We start from the raw sequence: 25,256 nt of genomic DNA, 5'->3' as shown, positions 1-25,256 counted from the left end.
GGCAGGTGGACGCGGCGGCTCGGCCGTGGAGAGGCGGGATCGGCCGTCTCCAGCGGATGGGCACAACGGCCCCTCTACACGATCGGCCATGCGCGGGGGCCTGTGCGTAGACCGCAGGTCCAGTTCCCGGTCCGCCGCATACCGCGCCTGGAGTACACGAAAGAGGCCGCTCACTCCACCCTTGGGCGTACCAGGCCCGATTCGTACGCGATTACCACCAATTGGGCCCGGTCGCGGGCGCCGAGTTTCGCCATCGCGCGGTTCACATGTGTCTTCACGGTCAGCGGGCTGACCGCCAGGCGCTCGGCGATCTCGTCGTTGGAGTGGCCGCCCGCGACCAGGACCAGCACCTCGCGCTCGCGGACGGTGAGGGCCCTCAGCCGCTCGGAGTACGCCGCCGCGTCCTCGCTGTCGGCCTCGTTGCCGCCCTGCGCGAGGAAGGTGGCGATCAGGCCCTTGGTCGCCGCGGGCGACAGCAGCGCCTCGCCCGCCGCGGCGATCCGGATGGCGTTGAGCAGCTCGTCCGGCTCCGCGCCCTTGCCGAGGAAGCCGGAGGCCCCGGCACGCAGCGACTGCACCACGTACTCGTCGACCTCGAAGGTCGTCAGCATCACGACATGCACCCCGGCGAGATCCGGGTCGGCGCTGATCAGGCGGGTGGCGGCGAGGCCGTCGGTCCCTGGCATCCGGATGTCCATCAGGACGACATCGGCCCTGGTAGAGCGGGCGAGGGCCACGGCCTGGGCGCCGTCGGCGGCCTCCCCGACGACCTCCATGTCCGGCTCCGAGTCCACCAGCACCCGGAACGCGCTGCGCAGCAGCGCCTGGTCGTCGGCGAGCAGCACTCTGATCGTCATGCGTTCTCCCCCGTACGGGCCATGACCGGCAGTATCGCCTGGGCGCGGAAGCCGCCGCCGTAGCGGGGGCCCGCGGTGAGGGTGCCGCCCAGGGCGGTGACGCGCTCGCGCATCCCGATGAGGCCGTGGCCGCCTCCGTCGGCCGGCTCGGCCGGTTCCGTGCCCGCGCCGTTGTCCAGCACGGTGATCTCGACGGTGGAGCCGACCCGTACGACGCTGACCTCGGCCTTGGCGGCGGAGCCCGCGTGCTTCTGCACGTTGGTCAGGGCCTCCTGGATGATCCGGTACGCGGCGAGGTCCACGGCGGCGGGGAGGGGGGTGGGGCGGTGGTCCGTGCCCTGGGCGGCCGCGAACTCCACCGGCAGTCCCGCGTTACGGAAGGTGTCGAGGAGCCCGTCGAGATGCGCGAGGCCGGGGGCCGGCTCGGTGGGGGCCTCCGGGTCGCCGGACTGGCGGAGCAGCCCGACGGTGGCCCGCAGTTCGTTGAGCGCGGAGCGGCTGGCTTCCCGTACGTGCGCGAGGGCTTCCTTGGCCTGGTCGGGGCGCTTGTCCATGACGTGGGAGGCGACGCCGGCCTGCACGTTGACCAGGGCGATGTGGTGGGCGACGACGTCGTGCAGGTCGCGGGCGATGCGCAGGCGCTCCTCGGCGACGCGGCGGCGGGCCTCTTCCTCGCGGGTGCGTTCCGCGCGCTCCGCGCGTTCCCGTATGGCGTCGATGAAGGCGCGGCGGCTGCGTACGGCGTCGCCGGCGGCGCTCGCCATGCCGGTCCAGGCGAAGATCGCCAGGTTCTCCTGCGCGTACCAGCGCCCGGAGCTGAAGACCATCGCGACCGCGGTGGACACGGTCATGGTGGCGAAACCGACCCGCCAGGTGGTGGGGCGGTCGGTGCGGGCGGCGACGGTGAAGAGCGCGAGGACGAGGCTGAAGACCACCGGGGCGGGCGGATCGCCCGTGATGAGTTCGAGGACGGTCACCGCGCCGACGCAGACGAGTACGGGCACGGGCCTGCGGCGCCGGAAGACGAGCGCGGCCGCGGCGAGCACCATGAACAGGACGCTGAGGCCCCCGGGGGCGCGGCTGCCGAAGGTGGGGCCGCCGGGGCCGCCGTGCGAATCGGCGAACGATCCGACGACCATGCAGCCGAGGACGGCGGCGGCAAGGATGCCGTCGGGTGCGAGCGGATGCGCGCGCGCCCAGCACCGGGCACGGGCGAACGCGGTTCCGAGGGAGGTCACGTCGAGCAACGGTACGGCGTGCGGCGCCCTGGCCGGGTGTGAGAAGTCCCGCGCCGGCCGTGGGCACGGGCCTCCGCGCACGCGCAGGTGCCCCGCACCGGTCGGTGCGGGGCACGTGTGCGTGCGGCTGGAGTGCGCGGACGCGTCACGCCGAGGGGATCAGACCCTCGTCGTTCAGCAACGCGCGGACCTCTTCCAGGGTGGCGCCCGGAGCGGGCAGGATCAGTTCCGACGGCTCCAGGGAGTCGTCGGGGAGCGGCTCGCCGAGCTCGCGCACCTTGGCCAGGAGGGCGTGGAAGGTACGGCGGAAGCCGTCCCCGTCATCGTTCCTGACCTCGGCCAGCAGCTCGTCGTCGAGCGTGTTCAGTTCGGCGAAGTGGCTGTCCGCCAGCTTCACCTGGCCCTCCCCCATGATCCGTACGATCATGACGCGCCCCTACTGCTTGTCGAATTTGTGCCGGCTCGGCGGAGCGTCCTGCTGGTCGGCGGCGCCGCCCTCGATCGCCTGCTGCGGCGAACCGCCCGCGAGCTCCGCCTTCATGCGCTGGAGCTCCAGCTCGACGTCCGTACCGCCGGAGATCCGGTCCAGCTCGGCCGCGATGTCGTCCTTGGCCATCCCGGACTGGTCGTCCAGGGCGCCGGAGGCGAGCAGCTCGTCGATCGCGCCGGCCCTGGCCTGCAGCTGCGCGGTCTTGTCCTCCGCCCGCTGGATCGCCATGCCCACATCGCCCATCTCCTCGGAGATGCCCGAGAAGGCCTCCCCGATCCGGGTCTGCGCCTGCGCGGCGGTGTAGGTGGCCTTGATGGTCTCCTTCTTCGTACGGAAGGCGTCCACCTTGGCCTGGAGGCGCTGCGCGGCGAGCGTGAGCTTCTCCTCCTCGCCCTGCAGCGTGGTGTGCTGTGTCTCCAGGTCGGTGACCTGCTGCTGAAGCGCGGCGCGGCGGGACAGGGCTTCGCGCGCCAGGTCCTCCCGGCCGAGCGCCAGCGCCTTGCGGCCCTGGTCCTCCAGCTTGGTCGACTGGCCCTGCAGCTGGTTCAGCTGCAACTCCAGCCGCTTGCGCGACGTCGCCACGTCGGCGACACCGCGGCGTACCTTCTGTAGCAGTTCGAGCTGCTTCTGGTACGAGTAATCGAGGGTCTCGCGCGGATCCTCGGCCCGGTCAAGGGCCTTGTTCGCCTTCGCGCGGAAGATCATCCCCATACGCTTCATCACACCGCTCATGGGCTTCGCGCGCCCCCTTCTGACGGATCCAGCTCCAGCAACGCAACAGAACCCACAGTACGGGCCCTGCCTCTATTACCGCACTGTTCGAGCGCGGATGCGCTCCTCCCCAAGGACGACTGCGCCCGGCTCCCACTCCCGCGCAGGGAGTAGATGACCATCAGGGAAAGCCGGGACAAAGTCTCCACTGTCCCCGGTGGAGACGCAGGCCGTTGCGGGATCGTTCCCCGCGGGGGTGGGGTCGAACCACGACACCCCGTACCCTTGGCAATTGTGTTCCGTAGCCGCTCCAACGAAGAGAAGGCCCCCGCCACCCAGGTGACGGAGGACCTCTCCACGCAGACCCGCAACCCGCAGGCCCCCAAGGGCCGCCCGACCCCCAAGCGCAGTGAGGCGCAGTCGCAGCGACGCCGCGCCTCCACGACGCCGACCGACCGCAAGACGGCCATGAAGCGCCAGCGCGAGGCCCGTCGCATGGACCTGGCCAAGCAGCGCGAGGCGCTGGCGAGTGGTGACGAGCGCTATCTGCCCGTCCGTGACAAGGGCCCGGTGCGCCGGTTCGTCCGCGATTACGTCGACTCGCGCTTCTGCATGGCGGAGTTCTTCCTGCCGCTCGCGGTGGTGATCCTGATTCTGAGCATGGTCAGGGTCGGCCCGCTGCAGAACATCGCGCTGCTGCTCTGGCTCGGTGTCATCGTGCTGATCGTCATCGACTCGATCGGTCTCTGGTTCCGGCTGAAGAAGCAGCTCGCCGAGCGCTTCCCCGACACCCCCAAGCGGGGCGCCGTGGCCTACGGCCTCATGCGTACGCTCCAGATGCGCCGCCTTCGTCTGCCCAAGCCGCAGGTCAAGCGCGGAGAGCGGCCCTGAGCACTGAGGTATCCGGCTTCGCGGCAGCCTCGGCCAACTGGCTGGCAGGGCTCGGCGGGCTGCGCAACGTGGTCCGGCAGGAACTGGTCGCGCGCCAGCTCGACGAGCAGATAACCGGCCGGTTCCCGGTCGGGAAGCGGCTGCGCGTCCTCGACGTCGGTATGGGGCAGGGCACCCAGGCCCTGCGGCTGGCGCGCGCCGGGCACACGGTGACCGGTCTGGAGTCCGACGCCGCGATGCTGTCGACGGCCCGTGAGGCGCTCGCCACCGAGCCGGCCGGGATACGCGAGCGGGTCCGGCTGATCGAGGGCGACGGCCTGGAGACCGGGGTGCACTTCCTGCCCGGCAGCTTCGACGTGGTCCTCTGCCACGGCGTGCTGATGTACGTCAGAGAGCCGGACGCGATGCTCGCGGGCCTGGCCAGGATGCTGGCGCCCGGCGGCCTGCTGTCCCTGCTCGTACGGAACGCGGACACGCTGGCCCTGCGGCCAGGACTGACCGGGGACTGGGCGGGGGCCATGGACGCCTTCGAGACGGACACCTACACCAACCGGCTGGGTCTGCGGGTGCGCGCGGACCGGCTGGACGCGCTCACCGCCACCCTGGCCGGGATCGCCGCGCCGCTGCACGCCTGGTACGGCGTACGGCTCTTCACGGACGGCGCCGCCGACGACGCGCGGCCGCCGTCCGGGGAGGACCTGGAACGGCTGCTGGCCGCGGAGGACCGGGCGGGACGCACCGATCCGTACCGCAGGGTCGCGGCGCTGCTGCATCTGTGCGGGGTCCGCGGCTGAGCGGGCCGCTCAAGGACCGCTCAAGACCGCTCGATCCCCGTCAGGCACCGGGCCGCACGGCGCGTCCTCACGGGAGTGAGCAGCATAGAAACCGGCGGCAGACCCGACGGCACCCCTGAGACGCCCAAACTGTCCGCCCGCGAGACCTGGCGGGCCCTCTACCGGCATTTCCGGCCGCATCGCAGGATCGTCGCCCTCGGCGCCTTCCTCGCGCTGATCGGAGCGGCGAGCGGACTGGCCCAGCCGCTCGCCGCCAAGGCGCTCGTCGACCGGCTCGGCGAGGACGGTTCGATCACCGGGATCCTGCTGCTGCTCACCGGTCTGGTGGTGCTCGGCACGGCGATCGAGTCGGTCGGCGCGTATCTCCTGGAGCGGACGGCCGAATCCGTCGTCCTGGCCGCCCGCCGCACGCTGATCGGGCGGCTGCTGCGGCTGCGGCTGCCGGAGGTGGAGCGGACCCAGCCGGGCGATCTGATGTCCCGGGTCACCTCGGACACCACCCTGCTGCGCGCGGTGACGACCCAGTCGATCGTCTCGGCGGCCACCGGCGGTCTCGCGTTCCTGGCGACGATCGTGCTGATGGGCCTGATGGACGCGGTGCTGCTCGGTGTCACCCTCGGGGTGATCGTGCTGATCGGCGGCGCCGTCGCCCTGGTGATGCCCAAGATCGCGCAGGCGACGAAGCGCTCCCAGGAGGCGGTCGGCCGGATATCCACCGTGCTGGAGCGGGCCTTCGGCGCGTTCCGTACGGTCAAGGCCTCCGGGGCGGAGGAGCGGGAGACCGCCGTGGTCGAGGCGGCGGCCCAGGAGGCGTGGCGGCACGGCGTCCAGTCCGCGAAGTGGCAGTCGGTGGCCTGGTCCTCGGTCGGACTCGCCGTACAGGTGTCGTTCCTGGCGGTGCTGGGGATCGGCGGGGCGCGGGTGGCCTCGGGGGCCATCTCCGTCTCGACGCTCGTCGCCTTCCTGCTGTTCCTCTTCTATCTGATCGATCCGGTCTCGCGGCTGGTGGAGGCGGCGTCGCAGTACCAGGTGGGGACGGCGGCCATCGCCCGGATCGCGGAGGCGGAGGGGCTGGAGACCGAGACGCTGGAGGCGGTGACGCCGGGGACCGCGGGCAGTGGTCCCGCCTCGGTGGTGTTCGAGGACGTCACCTTCCGCTACCGCGACGATCTTCCGTATGTCCATCACGGCGTCTCCTTCGAGGTGCCCGGCCCCGGCATGACGGCCTTCGTCGGTCCGTCGGGCGCGGGCAAGACGACCGTCTTCGGGCTGGTGGAGCGGTTCTACGAGGCGACCGGCGGCCGGGTCCTGGTCGACGGCAAGGACGTACACGACTGGCCGCTCGCCGACCTGCGAGCCGCCATCGGCTATGTCGAGCAGGATGCGCCGGTGCTGGCGGGGACGCTTCGCGAGAATCTGGTCTTCGCCGCCCCCGGCGCTTCGGAGGAGGCGATCAGGGAGGTCCTCGTACGCGCGCGACTCGACGGCCTCGTGGAGCGGCTGCCGGACGGTCTGGAGACGCTGGTCGGGCACCGCGGCTCCAAGCTGTCGGGCGGGGAGCGGCAGCGGGTGGCCATCGCGCGGGCGCTGCTACGCAAACCCAGGCTGCTGCTGCTGGACGAGGCGACCTCCCAGCTGGACGCGGTCAACGAGATGGCGCTGCGCGATGCGGTCGCGGAGGCGGCGCGGGAGGTGACCGTACTGGTGGTGGCCCACCGGCTGTCGACGGTGACGCTCGCGGACCGGATCGTGGTGATGGACGCGGGCCAGGTGCGGGCGGTGGGCACGCACGACGAGCTGGTGGCGAACGATCCGCTGTACGGGGAGCTCGCGGCCACCCAGTTCCTGGCGGCCGCCCGCTGACCCCCTGATCGGCGGCGCACCGCAGGCACCCCCAGTAGGACAAAAGGGATACTCCGGTCATGGATTCTCTCCGCCGCGGCCCCGCGCGCCGACTGCTGCCGTCCCTGACCGCCGGCGTCTGCGTGGTCGCCCTGGCCGGCGGCTGTTCCGGCAGCGGCGCGCCGGGGTCCGGCACCTTGTCGGCCGGCACCACCCAGGCCGCCGCGCAGCGCTCCACCAACGATCTGCAGACCGACTACGAGACCGTGATCAAGAATGTGCTGCCGTCGGTCGTCCAGATCGACGCCGGGAGCAGTCTGGGCTCGGGCATCGTCTACGACCCGCAGGGCCATATCGTCACCAACGCCCATGTGGTCGGCAAGCAGAAGACGTTCTCGGTCACCGTGGCCACCGGCGACCAGCCGGTGGCGGCCCGGCTGGTCTCCAGCTTCCCGCAGCAGGATCTCGCCGTCATCAAGCTCGACAAGGTCCCCAAGGGGCTGCGGGCCGCGGAGTTCGGCCAGACGTCCAAGGTGGCGGTCGGTCAGATCGTGCTGGCCATGGGCTCTCCGCTGGGCCTGTCGGGCAGTGTCACCCAGGGCATCGTCTCGGCGGTCGGACGGACCGTCAGCGAGGGCCAGGAGGGCGGCGGGACCGGCGCCACCATCGCCAACATGGTGCAGACCTCGGCCGCGATCAATCCGGGCAACAGCGGTGGCGCGCTGGTCAATCTGGACAGCGAGGTGATCGGTATCCCGACGCTGGCCGCGACCGACCCGCAGCTGGGCAACAGCGCGGCGCCCGGCATCGGCTTCGCGATCCCCGTGTCGCTGGTGAAGACCATCGCCGACCAGATCATCAAGAACGGCAAGGTCACCAACTCGGGCCGGGCGGCCCTGGGCATCACCGGCCGTACCGTCCTCGGCGACAACCTCCAGCCGGCCGGTGTCGCGGTCGTCACGGCGACGAAGGGCGGCGCCGCGGCGGGCGCGGGGATCAGGACGGGGGACATCATCACCAAGGTCGGCAGCGCCCGGGTCACCACGATCACCTCGCTGTCCGAGGCCATCGCGTCGGACAGGCCGGGACAGAAGGTCAAGGTGACCTATCTCCGCGACGACGAGACGATGACCGTGGAGGTCAAGCTCGGCGAGATGTAGGACGTACGGACATGAAGGCGCCCGCGGACCCACCGGTCCGCGGGCGCCTTCGCGCGTCCCGTCAGCTCTCGTCGGCCCGCAGGCTCATCGGGCCGTAGATCTTGGTGCTGTCCTCGAACAGCTGGACCTGTTCCGCGCCCCCGTCCAGGAGCTCCTTCCAGGCCTCGCCGATCCAGGACTCGGCGTCCCCCTGCGTGGTGAACTCCTCCGGCTCCACCGCCGGCGGGACCTCCGTCCCGTCGGACTTCTCGAACCGCCACGTCCACGCCATGTGCGCCTCCCGGTTCCCCGCCGAACTGATCAGTTTCCTGCCCGCAGCGTAGCCGGGCGCGCACCGTAAGCGGTGACACGGGAGGATCATCTCCGTGGAACTGACTCTGCTCGGCACCGGCGCCCCCGCCGGGCTCCCCCGCCCCCACTGCCCCTGCGCCGGCTGCGCGACCGCCCGCGGTGAGCTGGCCCGCGCCGCGACCGCGCTGCTGGTGGACGGCGTACTGCTGCTCGACCTGACCCCCGGCGCCCCGCTCGCCGCGGCCCGCGCCGGGCACTCGCTCGCCGGCGTACGGCAGGTGCTGCTCACCCATCCGCACGACGGCCCCGCGGTGGAGCTGCCGGCGGGGCTGCCCCCGGCGGGACGGGTGGCGGACGGACGGGTGCTGACGATGCTCAGCGGGCACCGGGTGCGGGCGGTGGCGATGGACGCGCCGGGTACGGGGTACGAGGTCACGTCACCCGGCGGCGAGCGGCTGCTCTATCTGCCGCCGGGCGGCGCCCCCGCCGGCCTGCGCGACGGGGGCGCCGCCCCGTACGACCTGGTGGCCGCCGATGTCGTCGGGCGGCCCGAAGCGGTGGCCCGGCTGCGGGCGGCCGGCGCGATCGGCCCGGCCACCGATGTCGTCGCCGTCCACCTCGACCACGACGTACCGCCCGGCGCCGAACTGGACCGGCGGCTCGCGGCCGCGGGCGCGCGTGCCGTACCCGACGGGACGACGCTGACGGTCGGCGCGTACCTCCCCGCGCCGCGGGTGCCGCGGCGCACGCTGGTGACGGGCGGGGCGCGCTCGGGCAAGTCCTGGGAGGCCGAACGGCGGCTGGCCACGTTCCCGGGGGTGCTGTACGTGGCGACCGGCGGCAGCCGCGACGGCGACCAGGAGTGGGACGCCCGGGTCCGCGCGCACCGCGAACGCCGGCCCGGCTCCTGGCGCACCACCGAGACCTGCGACCTCGTACCGCTGCTCGCGGACGAGGGGCCGCCGCTGCTGATCGACTGCCTGTCGCTGTGGCTGACGGACGCGATGGACCGGGCCAACGCGTGGGACGACACGGCCTGGGCGGCGGGCGGCGAGAAGGCGCTGCGGGAGCGGACGGCGGAGCTGGTGACGGCGGTACGGCGGACCCGGCGCACGCTGGTGGCGGTGACGAACGAGGTGGGCTCGGGGGTGGTCCCGGCGACGGCCTCGGGACGGCGGTTCCGGGATGAGCTGGGGCGGCTGAACGGGGCGGTGGCGGGGGAGTGCGAGGAGGTACTCCTGGTGGTGACGGGCCAGGCGCTGCGGTTGCGGTGACGGGTGTGTGGGGGCGTGGCGGCGGGGTGCGGGGCCGCTCGTCGTGGTACGGGTGCCGGGGGTTCCGGAGGTCCGTGTCCGGACTGCATGATTTACGGCGCCCTGCGGGCCGGATGAACGGTGCGGCCCGTCGTGCGCCACAAATCACGCTTTACGTCCGGACACGCACCTCCTGCACCCCCGACCCCCTCCCGCCGGCGGCCCCCCGCCAAGCGACTCGTGGGCCTGGGGCCCGGGGGGTCTGTGCGGGCGGTAAGGGGGACGGGTAGGGGTGGTGTCCAGGACGTAAAGCGTGATTTGTGGCGCACGACAACCTGTCACCCGGCATCCGGTCCGCACGTGCCGTAAATCATGCAGTCCAGGACACCACCCCTGCCCGGCCACCGGCGACAACCCGCACCCGAACAACCGGCTCCGCCCAAGACCACCCGCAAACGATACTGTCGCCGGATGAGCTCGTTGAATCTCGATGACTTCTCCGATCTGATCGAGCGCCCCGACAGCGGTATGCGGCGTGACGCCGAGGAGCGCAGGGCGCGGCTGGCCGTGCCGTCCGGGGCTCTCGGACGCCTCGATGAGCTGGGCGAGTGGTTCGCCGCCGCGCAGGGGTCCGTGCCGGTCAAGGCCGTCCGGCAGCCCCGCGTGGTGCTGTTCGCCGGTGATCACGGAGTGGCCGGCCTCGATGTCTCGGGGCGCCCGGCGGGCAGCGCGCACGAGCTGGTCCGTGCCGTGCTGGAGGGCGGGACGCCCGTCGCCGTACTGGCCCGCCGGGCGGATGTGCCGGTACGGATCATCGACGCGGGGCTCGACTGCGATCCCGAGCTGCTGCCCGAGGAGGTCGTACGCCACCGGGTGCGACGCGGCAGCGGGCGTATCGACATCGAGGACGCGCTGACCGCCGAGGAGGCCGAAGAGGCCGTACGGCTCGGCATGCGGATCGCCGACGAGGAGGCGGACTCCGGCACGGACCTCGTCGTCCTCGGGGATCTGAGCGTCGGCGGCACCACCCCCGCGTCCACCCTGATCGCCGCGCTGTGCGGCACGGACGCGTCCGTGGTGACGGGACGCGGCGGCGCCGGTATCGACGACCTGGCGTGGATGCGCAAGTGCGCGGCCGTCCGGGACGCGCTGCGCCGGGCGCGGCCGGTCCTCGGCGATCAGCTGGAGCTGCTGGCGGCCGTGGGTGGCGCGGATCTCGCCGCGATGACGGGCTTTCTGTTGCAGAGCGCGGTACGGCGGATGCCGGTGATCCTGGACGGTGTGGTCTCGGCGGCCTGTGCGCTGGTCGGCCAGCGCGCGGCGTTCCGGGCTCCCGACTGGTGGCTCGCGGGCCAGGTGAGCGGGGAGCCGGCCCAGGCGAAGGCGCTGGACCGGATGGCGCTCACTCCGCTGCTGGACCACGGTGTCACGGTGGGCGAAGGGGCGGGGGCGCTGCTGGCGTTGCCGCTCGTCCAGGCCGCGGCCGCGCTCGCGGCGGAGCTGCCGGAGCGCCAGGAACCGGAGGCGGCCGAGGAGACGGCGGACGCGGAGAGCGTTACGGGCTGATGCGTCGCGGCCGCCGCGACGGGCGGCCGCTTCCACCCGCCATGAGCGCGATGCCCCATATGATCGCGTTTCATGGGAGAAGTCCGTTTGGCTGTCGATCGATTGAGCAAGGGCACCGGCCGCTCGCGGCGCGGTGCGGCGTTCGCCGTCTGGTATCTGCGTGCCGTCGCCTTCATCAATTTCCTGAGCGCCGTCTGGGTCTCTCTCGGACAGGATCTGCGGCGTCACAACACCGACAACTACTTCACTCCGTATCTGCTCACCGCGGGCTTCGCCTCCGGCGCCTTCACGCTCTTCCTGGCGATCACGATGCGCCGCCGCAAACGCGCCGCCTGGATTCTCAACCTCGTCCTCGCCGGGCTCTTCCTGCTGCTGTTCGCCTTCATGATGGTCTTCCCGGAGATCAGGCGGTATCCGCAGAACTGGCTCTCGCTGGCCGTCACCGCGGGGTTCGTCTGCGCGCTGCTGCTGGGCCGGCGGGAGTTCTACGCCAAGGGGGACCGCGCCAACCCGAAGCTCGCCGCGGCCGTGGCGGTCAGCGGACTGCTCGTCACGTCCCTGCTGGCCGCTCTGCTCGTCACCGTCACCAACACCGCGCGGGGCGGCTCGGCCTTTCCCGAGCGCTGGCGCTACGGCGTGATGCGGCTGGTCTCACTGACCGCCGACGGGGCCCGCTCCCCCGGGATCGCCACGCCCGGCTGGGTCAATGTCACCATCAACGTCCTCTCCACCCTGCTGCTGCTCGCGGTGTTGTACGCGGCCTTCCGCTCACGGCGCGCCGTCGACCCGCTCAGCGCGCAGGACGAGGCGAAGCTGCGCGTCCTTCTCGACAGGAACGGCGAGCGCGACTCCCTCGGCTACTTCGCGCTGCGCCGCGAGAAGAGCGTCGTGTGGTCCCCGACCGGGAAGGCGGCCGTCGTCTACCGGGTCGTCGGCGGAGTCTCCCTCGCCTCCGGCGATCCGATCGGCGATCCGGAGGCCTGGCCGGGCGCGATCGGGCCCTGGCTGGCCGAGGCCCGCGAGCACGGCTGGATCCCGGCCGTCATGGGGGCGGGTGAGGAGGCCGGCACGATCTACGCCCGGCACGGCCTCGACGCGCTGGAACTGGGCGACGAGGCGATCGTCGAGACGGCCGAATTCACCCTGGAGGGGCGGGCGATGCGGACCGTGCGCCAGGCCTACAACCGGGTCGCGCGGGCCGGCTACCGGGTCCGGGTCCGGCGCCACGAGGACATTCCCGCCGACGAGATGGCGGAGTTGCTGCGCCGCGCGGACGACTGGCGCGACGGCGCGACCGAGCGCGGCTTCTCGATGGCGCTCGGCCGGCTCGGCGAGCCGGGCGACGGCCGCTGCGTCATGCTCGAATGCCGCAACGGCGGGGATCCCGGAGGCGACGAGGGCGCGGGCGAGTTGCGGGCGGTCCTGAGCTTCGTGCCCTGGGGGCCCAAGGGGCTCTCGCTCGATCTGATGCGCCGTGACCGGAACGCCGAGAACGGGCTGATGGAGTTCATGGTGATCGAACTCCTCCAGCGCGCCGGGGAGATCGGTATCACTCAGGTCTCGCTCAACTTCGCGATGTTCCGGTCGGTCTTCGAACGCGGCTCGAAACTGGGCGCGGGGCCGGTGCTCCGGCTGTGGCGCTCGCTGCTCAGCTTCTTCTCACGCTGGTGGCAGATCGAGTCGCTCTACCGCGCCAACGCCAAGTACCGGCCGATCTGGGAGCCCCGCTTCCTGCTCTTCGAGAAGAGCGCCGACCTGCTGCGCATCGGGCTGGCGGCGGGCCGCGCCGAAGGCTTCCTGGAGGCGCCGGGACTGCCCAGGTGGCTGCACCGCAGAAGGCTGGAGAGCGGGCGATGACCCAGGCGGCCGGGGAGCGCGGGTTCGCCCGCCGCGAAGCGGGAGCGGCGTTCACGGCCGTACGGACGGCGCTGGCCGCGCGGGGCCGGCGGGCGGTTCCCCTGACGCTCGCGGCGGTGTGTCTGACGGCGCTCGTCCAGGTCGTACAGAACCGGCCGTGGGGGTACGGCCCGGTGCAGGAACTCGGCGCCGTACGGGCGGTGGACCCGTTCTGGCAGGTCCTGCTGCGTACCCCGCTGTCGCTGTTCGTCCCGGCGCTCGATCTTCCGGTGTGGGGCGCGCTGGGGCAGATCCTGCTGGTCTTCGGGATCGCGGAGATCTGTCTGGGCCGGTGGCGCACGCTGGTGATCGCGTACGTGGCGACGCTGGCCGGGACGGTGTACGCGCGGATCGGCGTCGCGCTGGGCCCCGGCGCCTTTCTCGGGCTGCCCGCCTCGGACGCCGAGCTCGTCGACACCGGCCCGTCGGCCGCGGTCGTGGGGCTCGCGCTCTATGTGTGCTGGCGCTACCACGCGTGGCGGACGGCCGTGCTGATGATCGCGGCGCTGCTCTGCGAGGTGGTCCTGAAGGACAATCTGGCGGGCCGGGAACATCTGGCGGCGACCGTCGCGGTCCTGGCCGCGTGCGCCGCGCTGTCCGCGGTTCAGCGCGGGGACCGGTCGGGGTCGTCGTCGGGGGTGCCGCCGATCCAGTCCTGAATCCGGCGGCGCGGCCCGGCCCAGCGGGCGTCGCGGCGGTCGGCGCGCAGCGCGGACTTCGCCCGCGCCCTGGGCCGCCCGCGGTAGAAGCGCCGGGCCCACGGGGACTCAGGCCGGCCCAGCCTGAGCGCGCCGACGAGTGCCACGAAGGGCACCAGGGTGCCGACGAGCGCCATGCGGAGCTTCCCCTTGAAGAGCGCGATCAGCACGAAGAGGAAGTTGGCCAGGAGGGTGATGATCGCCGTGGCGCGGTCCTCCTCCTCGTCCGGCGTCAGGGAGTTGACGTCCAGCGGCGAGAACCCGATGAGCACCAGCAGCGCCAGGGCGGCGGCCAGGATCACGACCTCCACGCTCTGCCGGCCCTGTTCGGTCCAGTAGACGTCGTTGAGGTGGAGGATCAGCGCGAACTCGTCGAGCACGAGCCCGGCGCCCAGACCGAAGATCACCGCGCAGACCGAGGCCGTGACGCCGTGTCTGCCGCTGCCGACCGCGCCGAAGCCGCCGATCACGGTCAGCACCACGCCCGGCACCACATGGTGGATGTGCATGCCGCCCGGTGAGATGTTCCGGAACGGGCCCTTCCCGGCCCGGATGAGCCGGGTGACCGTACGGGTCAGCAGAAAGGTCAGCACGAAGGCCGCGAGGGCGAGCAGGGTGGGGAGTTTGCCCGGCTCGACGATGTTCCGGTGGAACCAGTGACCCATGCCACCCGCTTCCGAATGATGAGGTATGCGCAATTTAGCGTTCTTTGCCGCCTGTTCCGCGCCGCCGCCCGGGCTACCCTTCACGCGGTGACCCCCATGGACGGCATACGTTTCGCCTTCGGCACCCTCACCGTGCTCCCGGTCCGCGTGACGCGCTGGGACCGCGAAGCCGCCCGTACGGGAATGCTGTGCGCGCCGCTCGCCGGACTGGTCGTGGGCCTGTGCGCGGCGGCCGCCGGCGGTCTGCTGCTCCTCGCCGGCTCCGCGCCCCTGCTCGCGGCGGTGGCCTCGGTGGCCGTGCCCGCCGTCCTCACCCGCGGTCTGCACCTCGACGGTCTCGCCGATACCGCGGACGGCCTCGGCAGCGGCAAACCGGCCGAAGACGCACTGCGCGTCATGAAGCAGTCGGACATCGGCCCGTTCGGAGTGATCACGCTGCTGCTGGTGCTGCTGGCTCAGATCGCGGCGGTGTCCGAGCTGTACGGAGCGGGCTGGGCGCACGGCGCGGTGGCCGTGGCGGTGGCCGGGGTCACAGCACGGCTCTCGCTCACCCTCGCCTGCCGGACCGGCGTACCACCGGCGCGTCCTGACGGACTGGGAGCGGCCGTCGCGGGCACGGTGCCGGTGCGGGCCGCGGCGCTCGCGACGCTGCTCGTCACGGCCGCCTGCGCGGCGGCCGGCGCGCTCTTCGGGCTCTCCGGCGCCGTCCACCACGCGCTGGCGGTCCTGGCCGCCCTGGGCGGGGCGCAGTTGCTCCTGCGTCACTGCGTACGCCGCTTCCACGGGGTCACCGGCGATGTCTTCGGCGCCCTCGCGGAGACGTCGGCGACCGTGGCGCTGGTCGCGCTGACGCTGGGCTAGAAGGGGGCGCGTCCCCCGGCGGCCGCAAACGTGAAAAAGTCACCCACGGATGTGTGAACCGCCGCCGCTGTAAACGACCGACATTACCGAGCGTAGGCTCATTCCCGCCGCTCCCGGGGCCGGAATACGATGCGGCGGGCACGGTCGGCCCACCCCTCGACCGCCAAGAACCTCAACGGAAGCGAGATTTCACCACCGTGACTGCTCTCACTCTCAGTACTGCCGGCACGGCGACCCTGCGCGCCGACGCGATCGTCGTCGGGGTCGCGAAGGGCGCCAGGGGCCCGGTCGTCGCGCCCGGCGCCGAGGCCGTGGACAAGGCGTTCGGCGGAAAGCTCGCCGCCGTCCTGGAGACTCTCGGCGCCTCGGGCTCCGAGGGCGAGGTGACCAAACTGCCCGCGCCGTCCGGCCTGAAGACCCCCGTCGTCCTCGCGGTCGGGCTCGGCTCCTCCCCGGACAAGAAGGAGGGGTACGACCCCGAGGCCCTGCGCCGCGCCGCCGGCGTCGCCGCGCGTGCGCTGTCCGGCACCAAGAAGGCCGGCTTCGCGCTGCCCGTCGCGACGGCCGAGGACATCGAGGCCGTCGCCGAGGGCGCCCTCCTCGGCGCGTACGCCTTCACCGTGTACCAGGGCGGCGAGAAGACCACCAAGAAGGGCGGCAACGGCCCGAAGCTGCCGCTCGCCGAGATCGCGCTCCTCGGCACCAAGCCGCGTGACAAGGCCCACAAGGCCGCGGCCGACCGCGCCATCGCGCTGACCGAGGAGATCAACCGCGCCCGCGACCTCGTCAACACCCCGCCGAACGACCTCACCCCCGAGGCCTTCGCCGCCGTGGCCACCGCCGCCGGCAAGGAGAACGGCATCAAGGTGCAGGTCCTCGACGAGAAGGCGCTCGCCAAGGGCGGCTACGGCGGCATCCTCGGCGTCGGCCAGGGCTCGGCCAACCCGCCCCGTCTGGTGAAGCTCGCCTACACCCACCCCAAGGCGGAGAAGACCCTCGCCCTCGTGGGCAAGGGCATCACCTACGACTCGGGCGGCATCTCGCTGAAGCCGGCCGGTCACAACGAGACGATGAAGTGCGACATGAGCGGCGCCGCCGCCGTGTTCGCCGCCGTCGTCGCGGCCGCCCGTCTCGGTCTGCCCGTCAACGTCACCGGCTGGCTGGCCCTCGCCGAGAACATGCCGTCCGGCTCGGCCACCCGCCCCGGTGACGTGCTGCGCATGTACAGCGGCAAGACCGTCGAGGTGCTCAACACCGACGCCGAGGGCCGGCTCGTCCTGGCGGACGCGCTGACCCGCGCCTGCGAGGAGGCCCCGGACGCGATCATCGACGTGGCGACCCTGACCGGCGCCATGGTGCTGGCGCTGGGCAACCGCACCTTCGGCATCATGTCGAACGACGACGCGTTCCGTACGTCCCTGCACGAGATCGCCGAGGAGGTCGGCGAGGCGTCCTGGCCGATGCCGCTCCCCGCCGACCTGCGCAAGGGCATGGACTCCCCCACCGCGGACATCGCCAACATGGGCGAGCGGATGGGCGGCGGGCTGGTCGCGGGACTCTTCCTGAAGGAGTTCGTCGGCGAGGGCATCACCTGGGCCCACCTGGACATCGCGGGCCCGGCCTTCCACGAGGGCGCGCCGTACGGCTACACCCCCAAGGGCGGCACCGGCTCGTCGATCCGCACGCTCGTGAAGCTGGCGGAGCGCACCGCGGCCGGCGACCTGGGCTGACCGTCTCCGACGGTGGGGGTGCCGGCGCCCGGTCCCGGCCGGCACCCCCACCCACCCCGGGCCCTGGGGCCCGCGCCGGGCCCCCGTACCCCACCCCCGTACCCCGCCCCCCGCCAGGCCGCGCACCGTGCGAAGATGGGTTCTCGGCAGGACAGGGCCCTCATCACAGGGCCGAAGACATAGCGGCCGAAGACCAGCCGCCGCCCGGTCACCGGACCGCGCCCGGCGCACATGCATGGAGGACGTGACGTGGCGAACGACGCCAGCACCGTTTTCGACCTAGTGATCCTCGGCGGCGGTAGCGGCGGTTACGCCGCGGCGCTGCGCGGAGCGCAGCTGGGCCTGGACGTCGCCCTGATCGAGAAGAACAAGCTCGGCGGCACCTGCCTGCACAACGGCTGCATCCCCACGAAGGCCCTGCTGCACGCCGGCGAGATCGCCGACCAAGCGCGCGAGGCCGACCAGTTCGGTGTCAAGACCACCTTCCAGGGCATCGACATGGCGGGCGTCCACAAGTACAAGGACGACGTCATCTCGGGCCTCTACAAGGGCCTGCAGGGGCTCGTCGCCTCCCGCAAGGTGACGTACATCGAGGGCGAGGGCCGGCTCTCGTCCCCCACCTCCGTCGACGTGAACGGCCAGCGTGTCCAGGGCCGCCACGTCCTTCTGGCGACCGGCTCCGTGCCGAAGTCGCTGCCGGGCCTGGAGATCGACGGCAACCGCATCGTCTCCTCGGACCACGCGCTGAAGCTGGACCGCGTCCCGCAGTCCGCGATCATCCTGGGCGGCGGCGTCATCGGCGTCGAGTTCGCCTCGGCGTGGAAGTCCTTCGGCACCGACGTCACGGTCATCGAGGGCCTCAAGCACCTCGTCCCGGCCGAGGACGAGAACAGCTCCAAGCTCCTGGAGCGCGCCTTCCGCAAGCGCGGGATCAAGTTCAACCTCGGCACGTTCTTCGACAAGGCCGAGTACACGCAGGACGGCGTCCGCGTCACCCTGGCCGACGGCAAGACCTTCGAGGCGGAGGTGCTGCTGGTCGCGATCGGCCGCGGCCCGGTCTCGCAGGGCCTCGGCTACGAGGAGCAGGGCGTCACGCTGAACCGCGGCTATGTCCTCGTCGACGAGTACATGCGCACGAACGTGGAGACCATCTCGGCGGTCGGTGACCTCGTCCCGACCCTCCAGCTCGCGCATGTCGGCTTCGCCGAGGGCATCCTCGTCGCCGAGCGTCTGGCCGGTCTCAAGACCGTGCCGATCGACTACGACGGCGTGCCCCGGGTGACGTACTGCCACCCCGAGGTCGCCTCCGTCGGTATCACCGAGGCCAAGGCCAAGGAGATCTACGGCGCGGACAAGGTCGTCGCTCTCAAGTACAACCTCGCGGGCAACGGCAAGAGCAAGATCCTCAAGACCGCGGGCGAGATCAAGCTCGTCCAGGTCAAGGACGGTGCCGTGGTCGGCGTCCACATGGTCGGTGACCGTATGGGCGAGCAGGTCGGCGAAGCTCAGCTGATCTACAACTGGGAAGCTCTGCCGGCCGAGGTCGCGCAGCTCATCCACGCCCACCCGACCCAGAGCGAGGCGCTCGGCGAGGCCCACCTGGCCCTGGCCGGCAAGCCCCTCCACTCGCACGACTGATGCAGTCCGGGCGCGACGACCACTACCGCACATTCGTTAGGAGCAACTGAAACCATGGCGGTTTCCGTAACCCTGCCGGCGCTCGGCGAGAGCGTCACCGAGGGCACTGTCACCCGCTGGCTGAAGGCCGAGGGGGAGCGCGTCGAGGCCGACGAGCCGCTGCTCGAGGTCTCCACCGACAAGGTCGACACCGAGATCCCGGCTCCGGCCGCCGGTGTGCTGGCCTCCATCAAGGTCGCCGAGGACGAGACCGTCGAGGTCGGCGCCGAGCTGGCCGTCATCGACGACGGTACGGGCGCGCCCGCTGCCGAGCAGGCCCCGGCGCAGGAGGCCCCGCAGCAGCAGGCTCCCGCCCCGGCGCCCGCCGCCACCCCGTCCGCCGAGTCCGCGGCCCCGGCCCCGGCTCCCACCGCCGAGGCGGCGTCCGGCGGCGGTTCCGCCCAGGGCACCGACGTGGTCCTGCCGGCGCTCGGCGAGAGCGTCACCGAGGGCACCGTCACCCGCTGGCTGAAGGAGGTCGGCGAGTCGGTCGAGGAGGACGAGCCGCTGCTCGAGGTCTCCACCGACAAGGTCGACACCGAGATCCCCGCCCCGGCCGCCGGTGTGCTGCTGGAGATCGTGGTCGGCGAGGACGAGACCGCCGAGGTCGGCGCCAAGCTCGCCGTCATCGGTGCCGCCGGCGCCGTTCCGGCCCAGGCTGCCGCCCCGGCCGCTCCCGCGTCCGTCCCGGCGCAGGAGACCCCGAAGGCCGAGGCTCCGAAGGCCGAGGCTCCCGCCCCGCAGGCCCCGAGCGCCCCGGCTCCGCAGAAGCAGACCGCTCCGGCGCCGGACCCGGTTCCGTCGGCTCCCGCCCCGGCGCCGGCCCCCGCGCCCGCTCCGGTCCAGCCCGCCGCCCCGGCCCCGGCTCCCGCCGCGACCTCCGGTGACGACGGTGCGTACGTGACCCCGCTGGTCCGCAAGCTCGCCGCCGAGAACGGTGTCGCGCTGGGCTCGGTCAAGGGCACCGGCGTCGGCGGCCGTATCCGCAAGCAGGACGTCATCGCCGCCGCCGAGGCGGCGGCGGAGGCCGCCAAGGCCGCCGCCGTGCCGGCTCCGGCCGCCGCTCCCGCGGCCGCCGCCCGGGCGCCGAAGCTGGAGACGTCCCCGCTGCGTGGCCAGACCGTCAAGATGACCCGTATGCGCAAGGTCATCGGCGACAACATGATGAAGGCGCTGCACACGCAGGCCCAGCTGACCTCCGTGGTCGAGGTGGACATCACCAAGCTGATGCGGCTGCGGGCCCAGGCCAAGGAGTCCTTCGCCGCCCGTGAGGGCGTCAAGCTCTCCCCGATGCCGTTCTTCGTCAAGGCGGCGGCCCAGGCGCTGAAGGCCCACCCGGTCATCAACGCCCGGATCAACGAGGACGAGGGCACGATCACGTACTTCGACTCGGAGAACATCGGCATCGCCGTGGACTCCGAGAAGGGTCTGATGACCCCGGTCATCAAGGGCGCCGGCGATCTGAACCTCGCCGGTATCTCCAAGAAGACCGCGGAGCTGGCCGGCGCGGTCCGCGCCAGCAAGATCACCCCGGACGACCTGGCCGGTGCGACCTTCACCATCAGCAACACCGGTTCGCGCGGCGCGCTGTTCGACACGATCATCGTGCCTCCGAACCAGGCCGCGATCCTGGGCATCGGTGCCACCGTCAAGCGCCCGGTGGTCATCAACCACCCGGATCTCGGCGAGACCATCGCGATCCGCGACATGACGTACGTCGCGCTCTCCTACGACCACCGGCTGGTGGACGGCGCCGACGCCGCCCGCTACCTGACGGCGGTCAAGGCGATCCTGGAGGCCGGCGAGTTCGAGGTCGAGCTCGGCCTGTGAGGAAGCGGAGCCTCTGAAGCACCCTGTACGGCAACGGCGCCCCCGTCCGGATCTCTCTCCGGGCGGGGGCGCCGCCGTATCGTCTACCCATCGACCGCTGCCCCCGAGGAGCGCTTCATGACCCCGCCCGTCATCCACTCGCTGCGCGAACAGATCCGCGAGCACATCGTGGAGGGGATCGTCAGCGGCCGCTGGAAGCCCGGTGAGCGGATCGTCGAGCGGCGGATCGCGACCGAACTCCAGGTCAGCCAGACCCCCGTGCGCGAGGCGCTGCGCGAGCTGGAGAGCCTGCGGCTGATCGAGTCGGCGCCCAACAAGGGCGTACGGGTGCGGAATCTCTCCGCGGCCGATCTGGAGGAGAGCTATCCGGTACGGGCCGGCCTGGAGCAGATCGCCGCGGAGCTGGCCGCCGAGCGGCTGGCCGTGGACTGCTCCGCGCTCGAACCGCATGTGACCGCGCTGTACGAGGCGGACAGCAGAGCCGACGGCACGGCCCAGGTGCGGCACACGGTGGGCTTCCACCGGGAGCTGGTGCGGGCCGCCGGGAACGGCGTGCTGCTGCACACCTGGGAGGGCCTGGGCATCGAGGTCTTCACCGCCCTGTCGATCCGCTGGCTGGGGACCGTACAGAAGTCGTACGCCGAGGAGCACCAGGACCTGGTCGAGGCGTTCCGCCGGCGGGATCCGCGCATCGGCGCACTGGTGAAGGATCATGTGCTCGGATGTGCGCCGCGTGCCTGATTCGCCCCTTCTGTCATGACGTACCGGCCGTCACTCGGTGCCCTATATCGCGGCACGGAATGCCAATTCCTTGATATCGAGAAGTTTTACCCTTCAACCCTTTGATCGATCATCGATCAGAGCCTTACAGTCAAAGGCGGGCTGCACCCAGCCCATCGCCCTGTCCTGCCAGACAAGGCCTCTTCTCCACCCCCCTCCTGTCCGGAAGGCGGCGATCATGCCCGACCCCGTAGGCAAACTTCCGAGCGAGCTCGATCAGCTCCCGGACCGTGATGCCGAGGAGACCGCCGAGTGGGCGGCCTCGCTCGACGCCGTCACCGAGCACGCAGGACCGCACCGTGCCGCGTACCTGATGCGCCGTACCCTCCAGCACGCCGGATCGGCCGGGGTTCCCGTACCGGCGCTGCTGGAGACCGACTATGTGAACACCATCCCGACCGCCGCCGAGCCCGCCTTCGACGGCGACGAGGCGATGGAGTCCCGGATCACCGCCTGGAACCGCTGGAACGCGGCCGCGATGGTCACGCGCGGCGCCCGCTACGGCGTCGGCGGCCATATCGCCACCTTCGCCTCCGCGGCCTGGCTGTACGAGACCGGCTTCAACCACTTCTTCCGCGGCAAGGAGGGGGACGGCTCCGGCGACCAGCTCTACATCCAGGGCCACGCCTCCCCCGGCATCTACGCCCGCGCCTTCCTCGACGGACGGCTGACCGAGACGGACCTGGACCACTTCCGCCAGGAGGCGGGCGGCAAGGGACTGCCTTCGTACCCGCACCCGCGGCGGCTGCCCTGGCTCTGGGAGTTCCCCACCGTCTCGATGGGCCTCGGCCCGCTCTCCGCGATCTACCAGGCGCGGTTCAACCGCTATCTGACCAACCGCGGCATCAAGGACACCTCCGCCTCGCACGTGTGGGCGTTCCTCGGTGACGGCGAGATGGACGAGCCCGAGTCGACGGCCGCCCTCGCCCTCGCGTCCCGTGAGCGGCTGGACAATCTGACCTTCGTCATCAACTGCAACCTGCAGCGTCTCGACGGTCCCGTCCGCGCCAACTTCAAGATCGTGCAGGAGCTGGAGGCCCAGTTCCGCGGCGCCGGCTGGAATGTCATCAAGTCGCTGTGGGGCTCCGCCTGGGACGAGCTGTTCGCCCTGGACACCACGGGCGCGCTGGTACGCCGGCTGCGCCAGGTCCCCGACGCGCAGTTCCAGACGTACGCGACCCGCGATGTCGCCTATATCCGCGAGCACTTCTTCGGCGCCGAGCCGGCCCTCGCCGAACTGGCGAAGCTGCTGACCGACGCGAAGATCGCCGAGTGTTTCTTCACCTCACGCGGCGGCCACGAGGCCCGCAAGGTGTACGCGGCCTACCGCGCGGCCCTGGCCCACGAGGGCGCCCCGACCGTGATCCTCGCGCAGACCGTGAAGGGCTACACGCTCGGCTCGGGCTTCGAGTCACGCAACGCCAACCACCAGATGAAGAAGCTCTCGGGCGAACAGTTCCGCACCATGCGGGACCTGCTCGGCCTGCCCATCCCGGACGCGAAGCTCGACGACAGTCTGGTGCCGTACGGCCACCCCGGCGCCGACTCCCCCGAGGTGCGCTACCTCCAGGAGCGCCGCGCGGAGCTCGGCGGGCCCGCCCCGGCCCGCCGGGTGCACGCCGTCGCGCTGCCCGACCCGTCCGAGAAGCCGTTCCAGGCGGTCTACAAGGGCTCGGGCAAGCAGTCGGTGGCGACCACCATGGCGTTCGTCCGGCTGATGAAGGACCTGATGCGGGACAAGGAGACCGGCAGGCGCTGGGTTCCGATCGTCCCGGACGAGGCCCGCACCTTCGGTATGGAGGCGCTCTTCCCCTCCGCCGGCATCTACTCGCCGCTCGGCCAGACGTACGACCCGGTCGACCGCGACCAGATCATGTACTACAAGGAAGCCAAGGACGGCCAGATCCTCAACGAGGGGATCACCGAGGCCGGTTCGATGGCGGACTTCATCGCCGCCGCGACGTCGTACGCGACGCACGGCGAGACGATGATCCCGTTCTACATCTTCTACTCGATGTTCGGCTGGCAGCGCACGGGCGACCAGATGTGGCAGCTCGCCGACCAGCTGGGCAAGGGCTTCATCGTCGGCGCCACCGCGGGCCGTACGACCCTGACGGGCGAGGGTCTCCAGCACGCGGACGGCCACTCGCACCTGATCGCGTCCACCAACCCGGCCTCGCTGAACTACGATCCGGCCTTCGCGTACGAGATCGCGGTCATCGTCAAGGACGGCCTGCGCCGGATGTACGGCCCGGACGCGGAGGACGTCTTCTACTACCTGACGGTCTACAACGAGCCGATGCCGCAGCCCGCGATGCCGGAAGGCGTCGAGGAGGGCATCCTCAAGGGCCTGTACCGCTTCAAGGAGGGCACCCCGGCCGCGGCCGACGCCCCCCGCGCGCAGCTGCTGGCGTCCGGTACGGCGATCCACTGGGCCCTGGAGGCGCAGGAACTGCTCGCCGCCGACTGGGGAGTCACCGCCGACGTCTGGTCCGCCACGTCCTGGGGCGAGCTGCGCCGCGACGCGCTGGCGGCCGACGAGGCACTGCTGCGCGGCGAGGAGCGGGTGCCGTACGTGACGCGTGCGCTGTCCGGTGCGCCGGGCCCGGTCCTCGCGGTCAGCGACTGGATGCGCCAGGTCCCCGACCAGATCAGCCAGTGGGTCGAGCAGGACTACTCCTCGCTCGGCACGGACGGCTTCGGGCTGTCCGACACCCGCGAGGCGGCCCGCCGCCACTTCGGGGTCGACGCCCGGTCGATCGTGGTCGCCGCGCTGGCGCAGCTCGCCCGCCGGGGCGAGGTCAAGCCGGAGCGGATCGTCGAGGCCCGCGAGCGCTACGGCCTCTGAGCCGTCGCCTCTGACCCGTCGCCACGGATCCTTCGCCTCGGGATCCTTGGCCTCGGATCCCTTCGACCACTGCCTGTTCGCATCGTGGGAGCCCCTGTCGCCGGACGACAGGGGCTCCCCTGCATGATGGGGGCATGCGCGCTGCCCGGCTGATCAAGATGGTGCTCCTGCTCCAGTCAAGGCCGTCCATGACCGCGGCCGAGCTGGCCCGTGAGCTCGCCGTCTCCGAGCGGACCATCACCCGGGACGCCCAGGCGCTCTCCGAGGCCGGGGTTCCGGTGTACGCGGACCGGGGCAGGTGCGGCGGCTACCGGCTCGTGGGCGGCTATCGCACCCGGCTGACCGGTCTCGCACGCGGCGAGGCCGAGGCGCTGTTCCTCTCCGGAGTGCCGGGCGCCCTGCGCGAGATGGGGCTCGACGATCTCTCGTCCGCGGCCCGGCTGAAGGTGTCCGCGGCGCTGCTGCCGTCCCTGCGGGACGCCTCGGACTCGGCGGCGCAGCGTTTCCATCTGGACGCGCCGGGCTGGTACCAGGAGCCGGAGACGCCCGAGCTGCTGCCGGCGATCGCCGAGGCGGTGTGGGGCGACCGGCTGCTCTCGGCGCGCTATCGGCGCCAGGACACCGAGGTGGAGCGGGAGCTCGCCCCGTACGGTCTGGTGCTCAAGGCGGGGGTCTGGTACCTCTGCGCCGGTGCCCAGGGGGCGTTCCGGGTCTACCGGATCGACCGGTTCACCGCCGCGGAGCCCATGCAGGAACGTTTCGTCCGGGATGAGTCATTCGATCTGCCCGGGTTCTGGGAGGAGCGGGCCGCGCAGTTCGCGCGCTCCCTGCTGCGTACGGAGATCGTGGTGCGGCTCTCGGCGGAGGGCGTCCGGCGGCTGCCGTACGTCGTGGACCGCGCGGCCGCCCGCGAGGCGATCGAGGCGGCGGGCCCGCCGGACGGCCGGGGGCTGCTGACCGTCACCCTGCCGGTGGAGGCGGAGGAGGTCGCGTACACCCAGCTGATCACGCTGGGCCCTGAGGCGGAAGTCCTGGAACCGGCCGCGCTGCGCGGCCGGTTCGCGGAGACGGCGGAACGGATGCGCGCGCTCTACGGGTGACGGCGCGCGTCCGCACGGCGCGCACCCGGGCCCCAATGGCAGGAACTTGGCAGAGCCGGGGCGACCTTCTCCGGCAAC

The 25,256-nt window shown here is 71.9% G+C and carries 21 protein-coding genes; 15 read left to right on the top strand and 6 right to left on the bottom strand.

Translation table 11 applies throughout. The annotated features are described in order from the left end of the window. Positions 1-170: 170 nt before the first annotated feature. From ACFVWW_RS26255 to ACFVWW_RS26240, 4 genes are all read right to left on the bottom strand, one after another. Positions 171-857, bottom strand: coding sequence for a response regulator (locus tag ACFVWW_RS26255; protein ID WP_386877864.1), 687 nt, complete (start codon positions 855-857; stop codon positions 171-173). Continuing rightward, on the bottom strand, positions 854-2,104 hold the full coding sequence (locus tag ACFVWW_RS26250) for a sensor histidine kinase (RefSeq protein ID WP_384181682.1): 1,251 nt from the start codon (positions 2,102-2,104) through the stop codon (positions 854-856). Before ACFVWW_RS26250 ends, ACFVWW_RS26255 begins: the two co-directional genes overlap by 4 nt. Positions 2,105-2,240: 136 nt before the next feature. Then, positions 2,241-2,522 (bottom strand): hypothetical protein, encoded by a 282-nt coding sequence (locus ACFVWW_RS26245; protein ID WP_384181684.1) that lies wholly within the window; start codon positions 2,520-2,522, stop codon positions 2,241-2,243. A 9-nt stretch (positions 2,523-2,531) separates the two neighbouring features. Next, positions 2,532-3,305 carry a PspA/IM30 family protein gene (locus ACFVWW_RS26240; protein ID WP_384181686.1) on the bottom strand — a complete coding sequence of 258 codons (774 nt, stop codon included), beginning with the start codon at positions 3,303-3,305 and terminating at the stop codon, positions 2,532-2,534. A 285-nt stretch (positions 3,306-3,590) separates the two neighbouring features. On the opposite strand from ACFVWW_RS26240, the gene ACFVWW_RS26235 reads away from it, so the two are divergent. From ACFVWW_RS26235 to ACFVWW_RS26220, 4 genes are all read left to right on the top strand, one after another. After that, complete coding sequence (locus ACFVWW_RS26235) at positions 3,591-4,187, top strand: DUF3043 domain-containing protein (protein WP_384181688.1); 597 nt, start codon at positions 3,591-3,593, stop codon at positions 4,185-4,187. Between the two features lie 68 nt (positions 4,188-4,255). Continuing rightward, positions 4,256-4,981, top strand: a complete 726-nt coding sequence (locus ACFVWW_RS26230) for a class I SAM-dependent methyltransferase (protein WP_384181690.1) — start codon at positions 4,256-4,258, stop codon at positions 4,979-4,981. A gap of 75 nt (positions 4,982-5,056) precedes the next feature. Next, on the top strand, positions 5,057-6,844 hold the full coding sequence (locus tag ACFVWW_RS26225) for an ABC transporter ATP-binding protein (protein WP_386877865.1): 1,788 nt from the start codon (positions 5,057-5,059) through the stop codon (positions 6,842-6,844). 59 nt (positions 6,845-6,903) lie between these two features. After that, positions 6,904-7,983: a S1C family serine protease gene (locus ACFVWW_RS26220; protein WP_384334184.1), complete on the top strand. Its 1,080-nt coding sequence runs from the start codon at positions 6,904-6,906 to the stop codon at positions 7,981-7,983. A gap of 61 nt (positions 7,984-8,044) precedes the next feature. Here ACFVWW_RS26220 and ACFVWW_RS26215 read toward each other — a convergent pair whose 3' ends face one another. After that, positions 8,045-8,254, bottom strand: coding sequence for a hypothetical protein (locus tag ACFVWW_RS26215; RefSeq protein ID WP_384181696.1), 210 nt, complete (start codon positions 8,252-8,254; stop codon positions 8,045-8,047). 94 nt (positions 8,255-8,348) lie between these two features. On the opposite strand from ACFVWW_RS26215, the gene ACFVWW_RS26210 reads away from it, so the two are divergent. From ACFVWW_RS26210 to ACFVWW_RS26195, 4 genes are all read left to right on the top strand, one after another. Then, a complete protein-coding gene (locus ACFVWW_RS26210; protein WP_386877866.1) occupies positions 8,349-9,548 on the top strand; it encodes a bifunctional adenosylcobinamide kinase/adenosylcobinamide-phosphate guanylyltransferase in 1,200 nt (399 codons plus the stop codon). A gap of 459 nt (positions 9,549-10,007) precedes the next feature. Continuing rightward, the gene (gene cobT / locus ACFVWW_RS26205) at positions 10,008-11,093 is read left to right on the top strand and encodes a nicotinate-nucleotide--dimethylbenzimidazole phosphoribosyltransferase (RefSeq protein WP_384181770.1); all 1,086 of its coding nucleotides are present in this window, start codon (positions 10,008-10,010) and stop codon (positions 11,091-11,093) included. A gap of 72 nt (positions 11,094-11,165) precedes the next feature. Beyond that, a complete protein-coding gene (locus ACFVWW_RS26200) occupies positions 11,166-12,950 on the top strand; it encodes a phosphatidylglycerol lysyltransferase domain-containing protein (RefSeq protein WP_384334189.1) in 1,785 nt (594 codons plus the stop codon). Continuing rightward, positions 12,947-13,648 carry a hypothetical protein gene (locus ACFVWW_RS26195; RefSeq protein WP_384334192.1) on the top strand — a complete coding sequence of 234 codons (702 nt, stop codon included), beginning with the start codon at positions 12,947-12,949 and terminating at the stop codon, positions 13,646-13,648. The genes ACFVWW_RS26200 and ACFVWW_RS26195 overlap by 4 nt, the downstream gene beginning before the upstream one ends. Here the strand turns inward: ACFVWW_RS26195 and ACFVWW_RS26190 are convergent. Continuing rightward, entirely contained in the window at positions 13,594-14,352 is a 759-nt protein-coding gene (locus ACFVWW_RS26190) for a hypothetical protein (RefSeq protein WP_386877867.1), read from the bottom strand. The two genes, ACFVWW_RS26195 and ACFVWW_RS26190, sit on opposite strands and share 55 nt — an antisense overlap. Positions 14,353-14,448: 96 nt before the next feature. Between ACFVWW_RS26190 and ACFVWW_RS26185 the strand changes: the two genes are divergently transcribed. The 7 genes from ACFVWW_RS26185 to ACFVWW_RS26155 all read left to right on the top strand — a co-directional run bounded on the left by ACFVWW_RS26185 (position 14,449) and on the right by ACFVWW_RS26155 (position 25,178). Continuing rightward, positions 14,449-15,213, top strand: a complete 765-nt coding sequence (locus ACFVWW_RS26185) for an adenosylcobinamide-GDP ribazoletransferase (protein ID WP_386877868.1) — start codon at positions 14,449-14,451, stop codon at positions 15,211-15,213. A gap of 197 nt (positions 15,214-15,410) precedes the next feature. Beyond that, on the top strand, positions 15,411-16,943 hold the full coding sequence (locus ACFVWW_RS26180) for a leucyl aminopeptidase (RefSeq protein ID WP_384334197.1): 1,533 nt from the start codon (positions 15,411-15,413) through the stop codon (positions 16,941-16,943). Positions 16,944-17,192: 249 nt separating this feature from the next. Next, positions 17,193-18,581 (top strand): dihydrolipoyl dehydrogenase, encoded by a 1,389-nt coding sequence (lpdA, locus tag ACFVWW_RS26175; protein WP_384334200.1) that lies wholly within the window; start codon positions 17,193-17,195, stop codon positions 18,579-18,581. A gap of 54 nt (positions 18,582-18,635) precedes the next feature. Continuing rightward, positions 18,636-20,450, top strand: coding sequence for a 2-oxoglutarate dehydrogenase, E2 component, dihydrolipoamide succinyltransferase (sucB, locus tag ACFVWW_RS26170; protein WP_384334203.1), 1,815 nt, complete (start codon positions 18,636-18,638; stop codon positions 20,448-20,450). Between the two features lie 117 nt (positions 20,451-20,567). Next, positions 20,568-21,191: a GntR family transcriptional regulator gene (locus tag ACFVWW_RS26165; protein ID WP_384181713.1), complete on the top strand. Its 624-nt coding sequence runs from the start codon at positions 20,568-20,570 to the stop codon at positions 21,189-21,191. A gap of 217 nt (positions 21,192-21,408) precedes the next feature. After that, complete coding sequence (gene aceE, locus ACFVWW_RS26160) at positions 21,409-24,078, top strand: pyruvate dehydrogenase (acetyl-transferring), homodimeric type (protein ID WP_386877869.1); 2,670 nt, start codon at positions 21,409-21,411, stop codon at positions 24,076-24,078. A 134-nt stretch (positions 24,079-24,212) separates the two neighbouring features. Next, positions 24,213-25,178 (top strand): helix-turn-helix transcriptional regulator, encoded by a 966-nt coding sequence (locus ACFVWW_RS26155; RefSeq protein WP_386877870.1) that lies wholly within the window; start codon positions 24,213-24,215, stop codon positions 25,176-25,178. Positions 25,179-25,256 lie beyond the last annotated feature (78 nt).

The organism is Streptomyces sp. NPDC058198 (genome assembly GCF_042882605.1).
Classification (GTDB): Bacteria; Actinomycetota; Actinomycetes; order Streptomycetales; family Streptomycetaceae; genus Streptomyces.
Note: the sequence above shows the minus strand (reverse complement) of the source record. Positions and strands in the feature narration are given on the sequence as shown.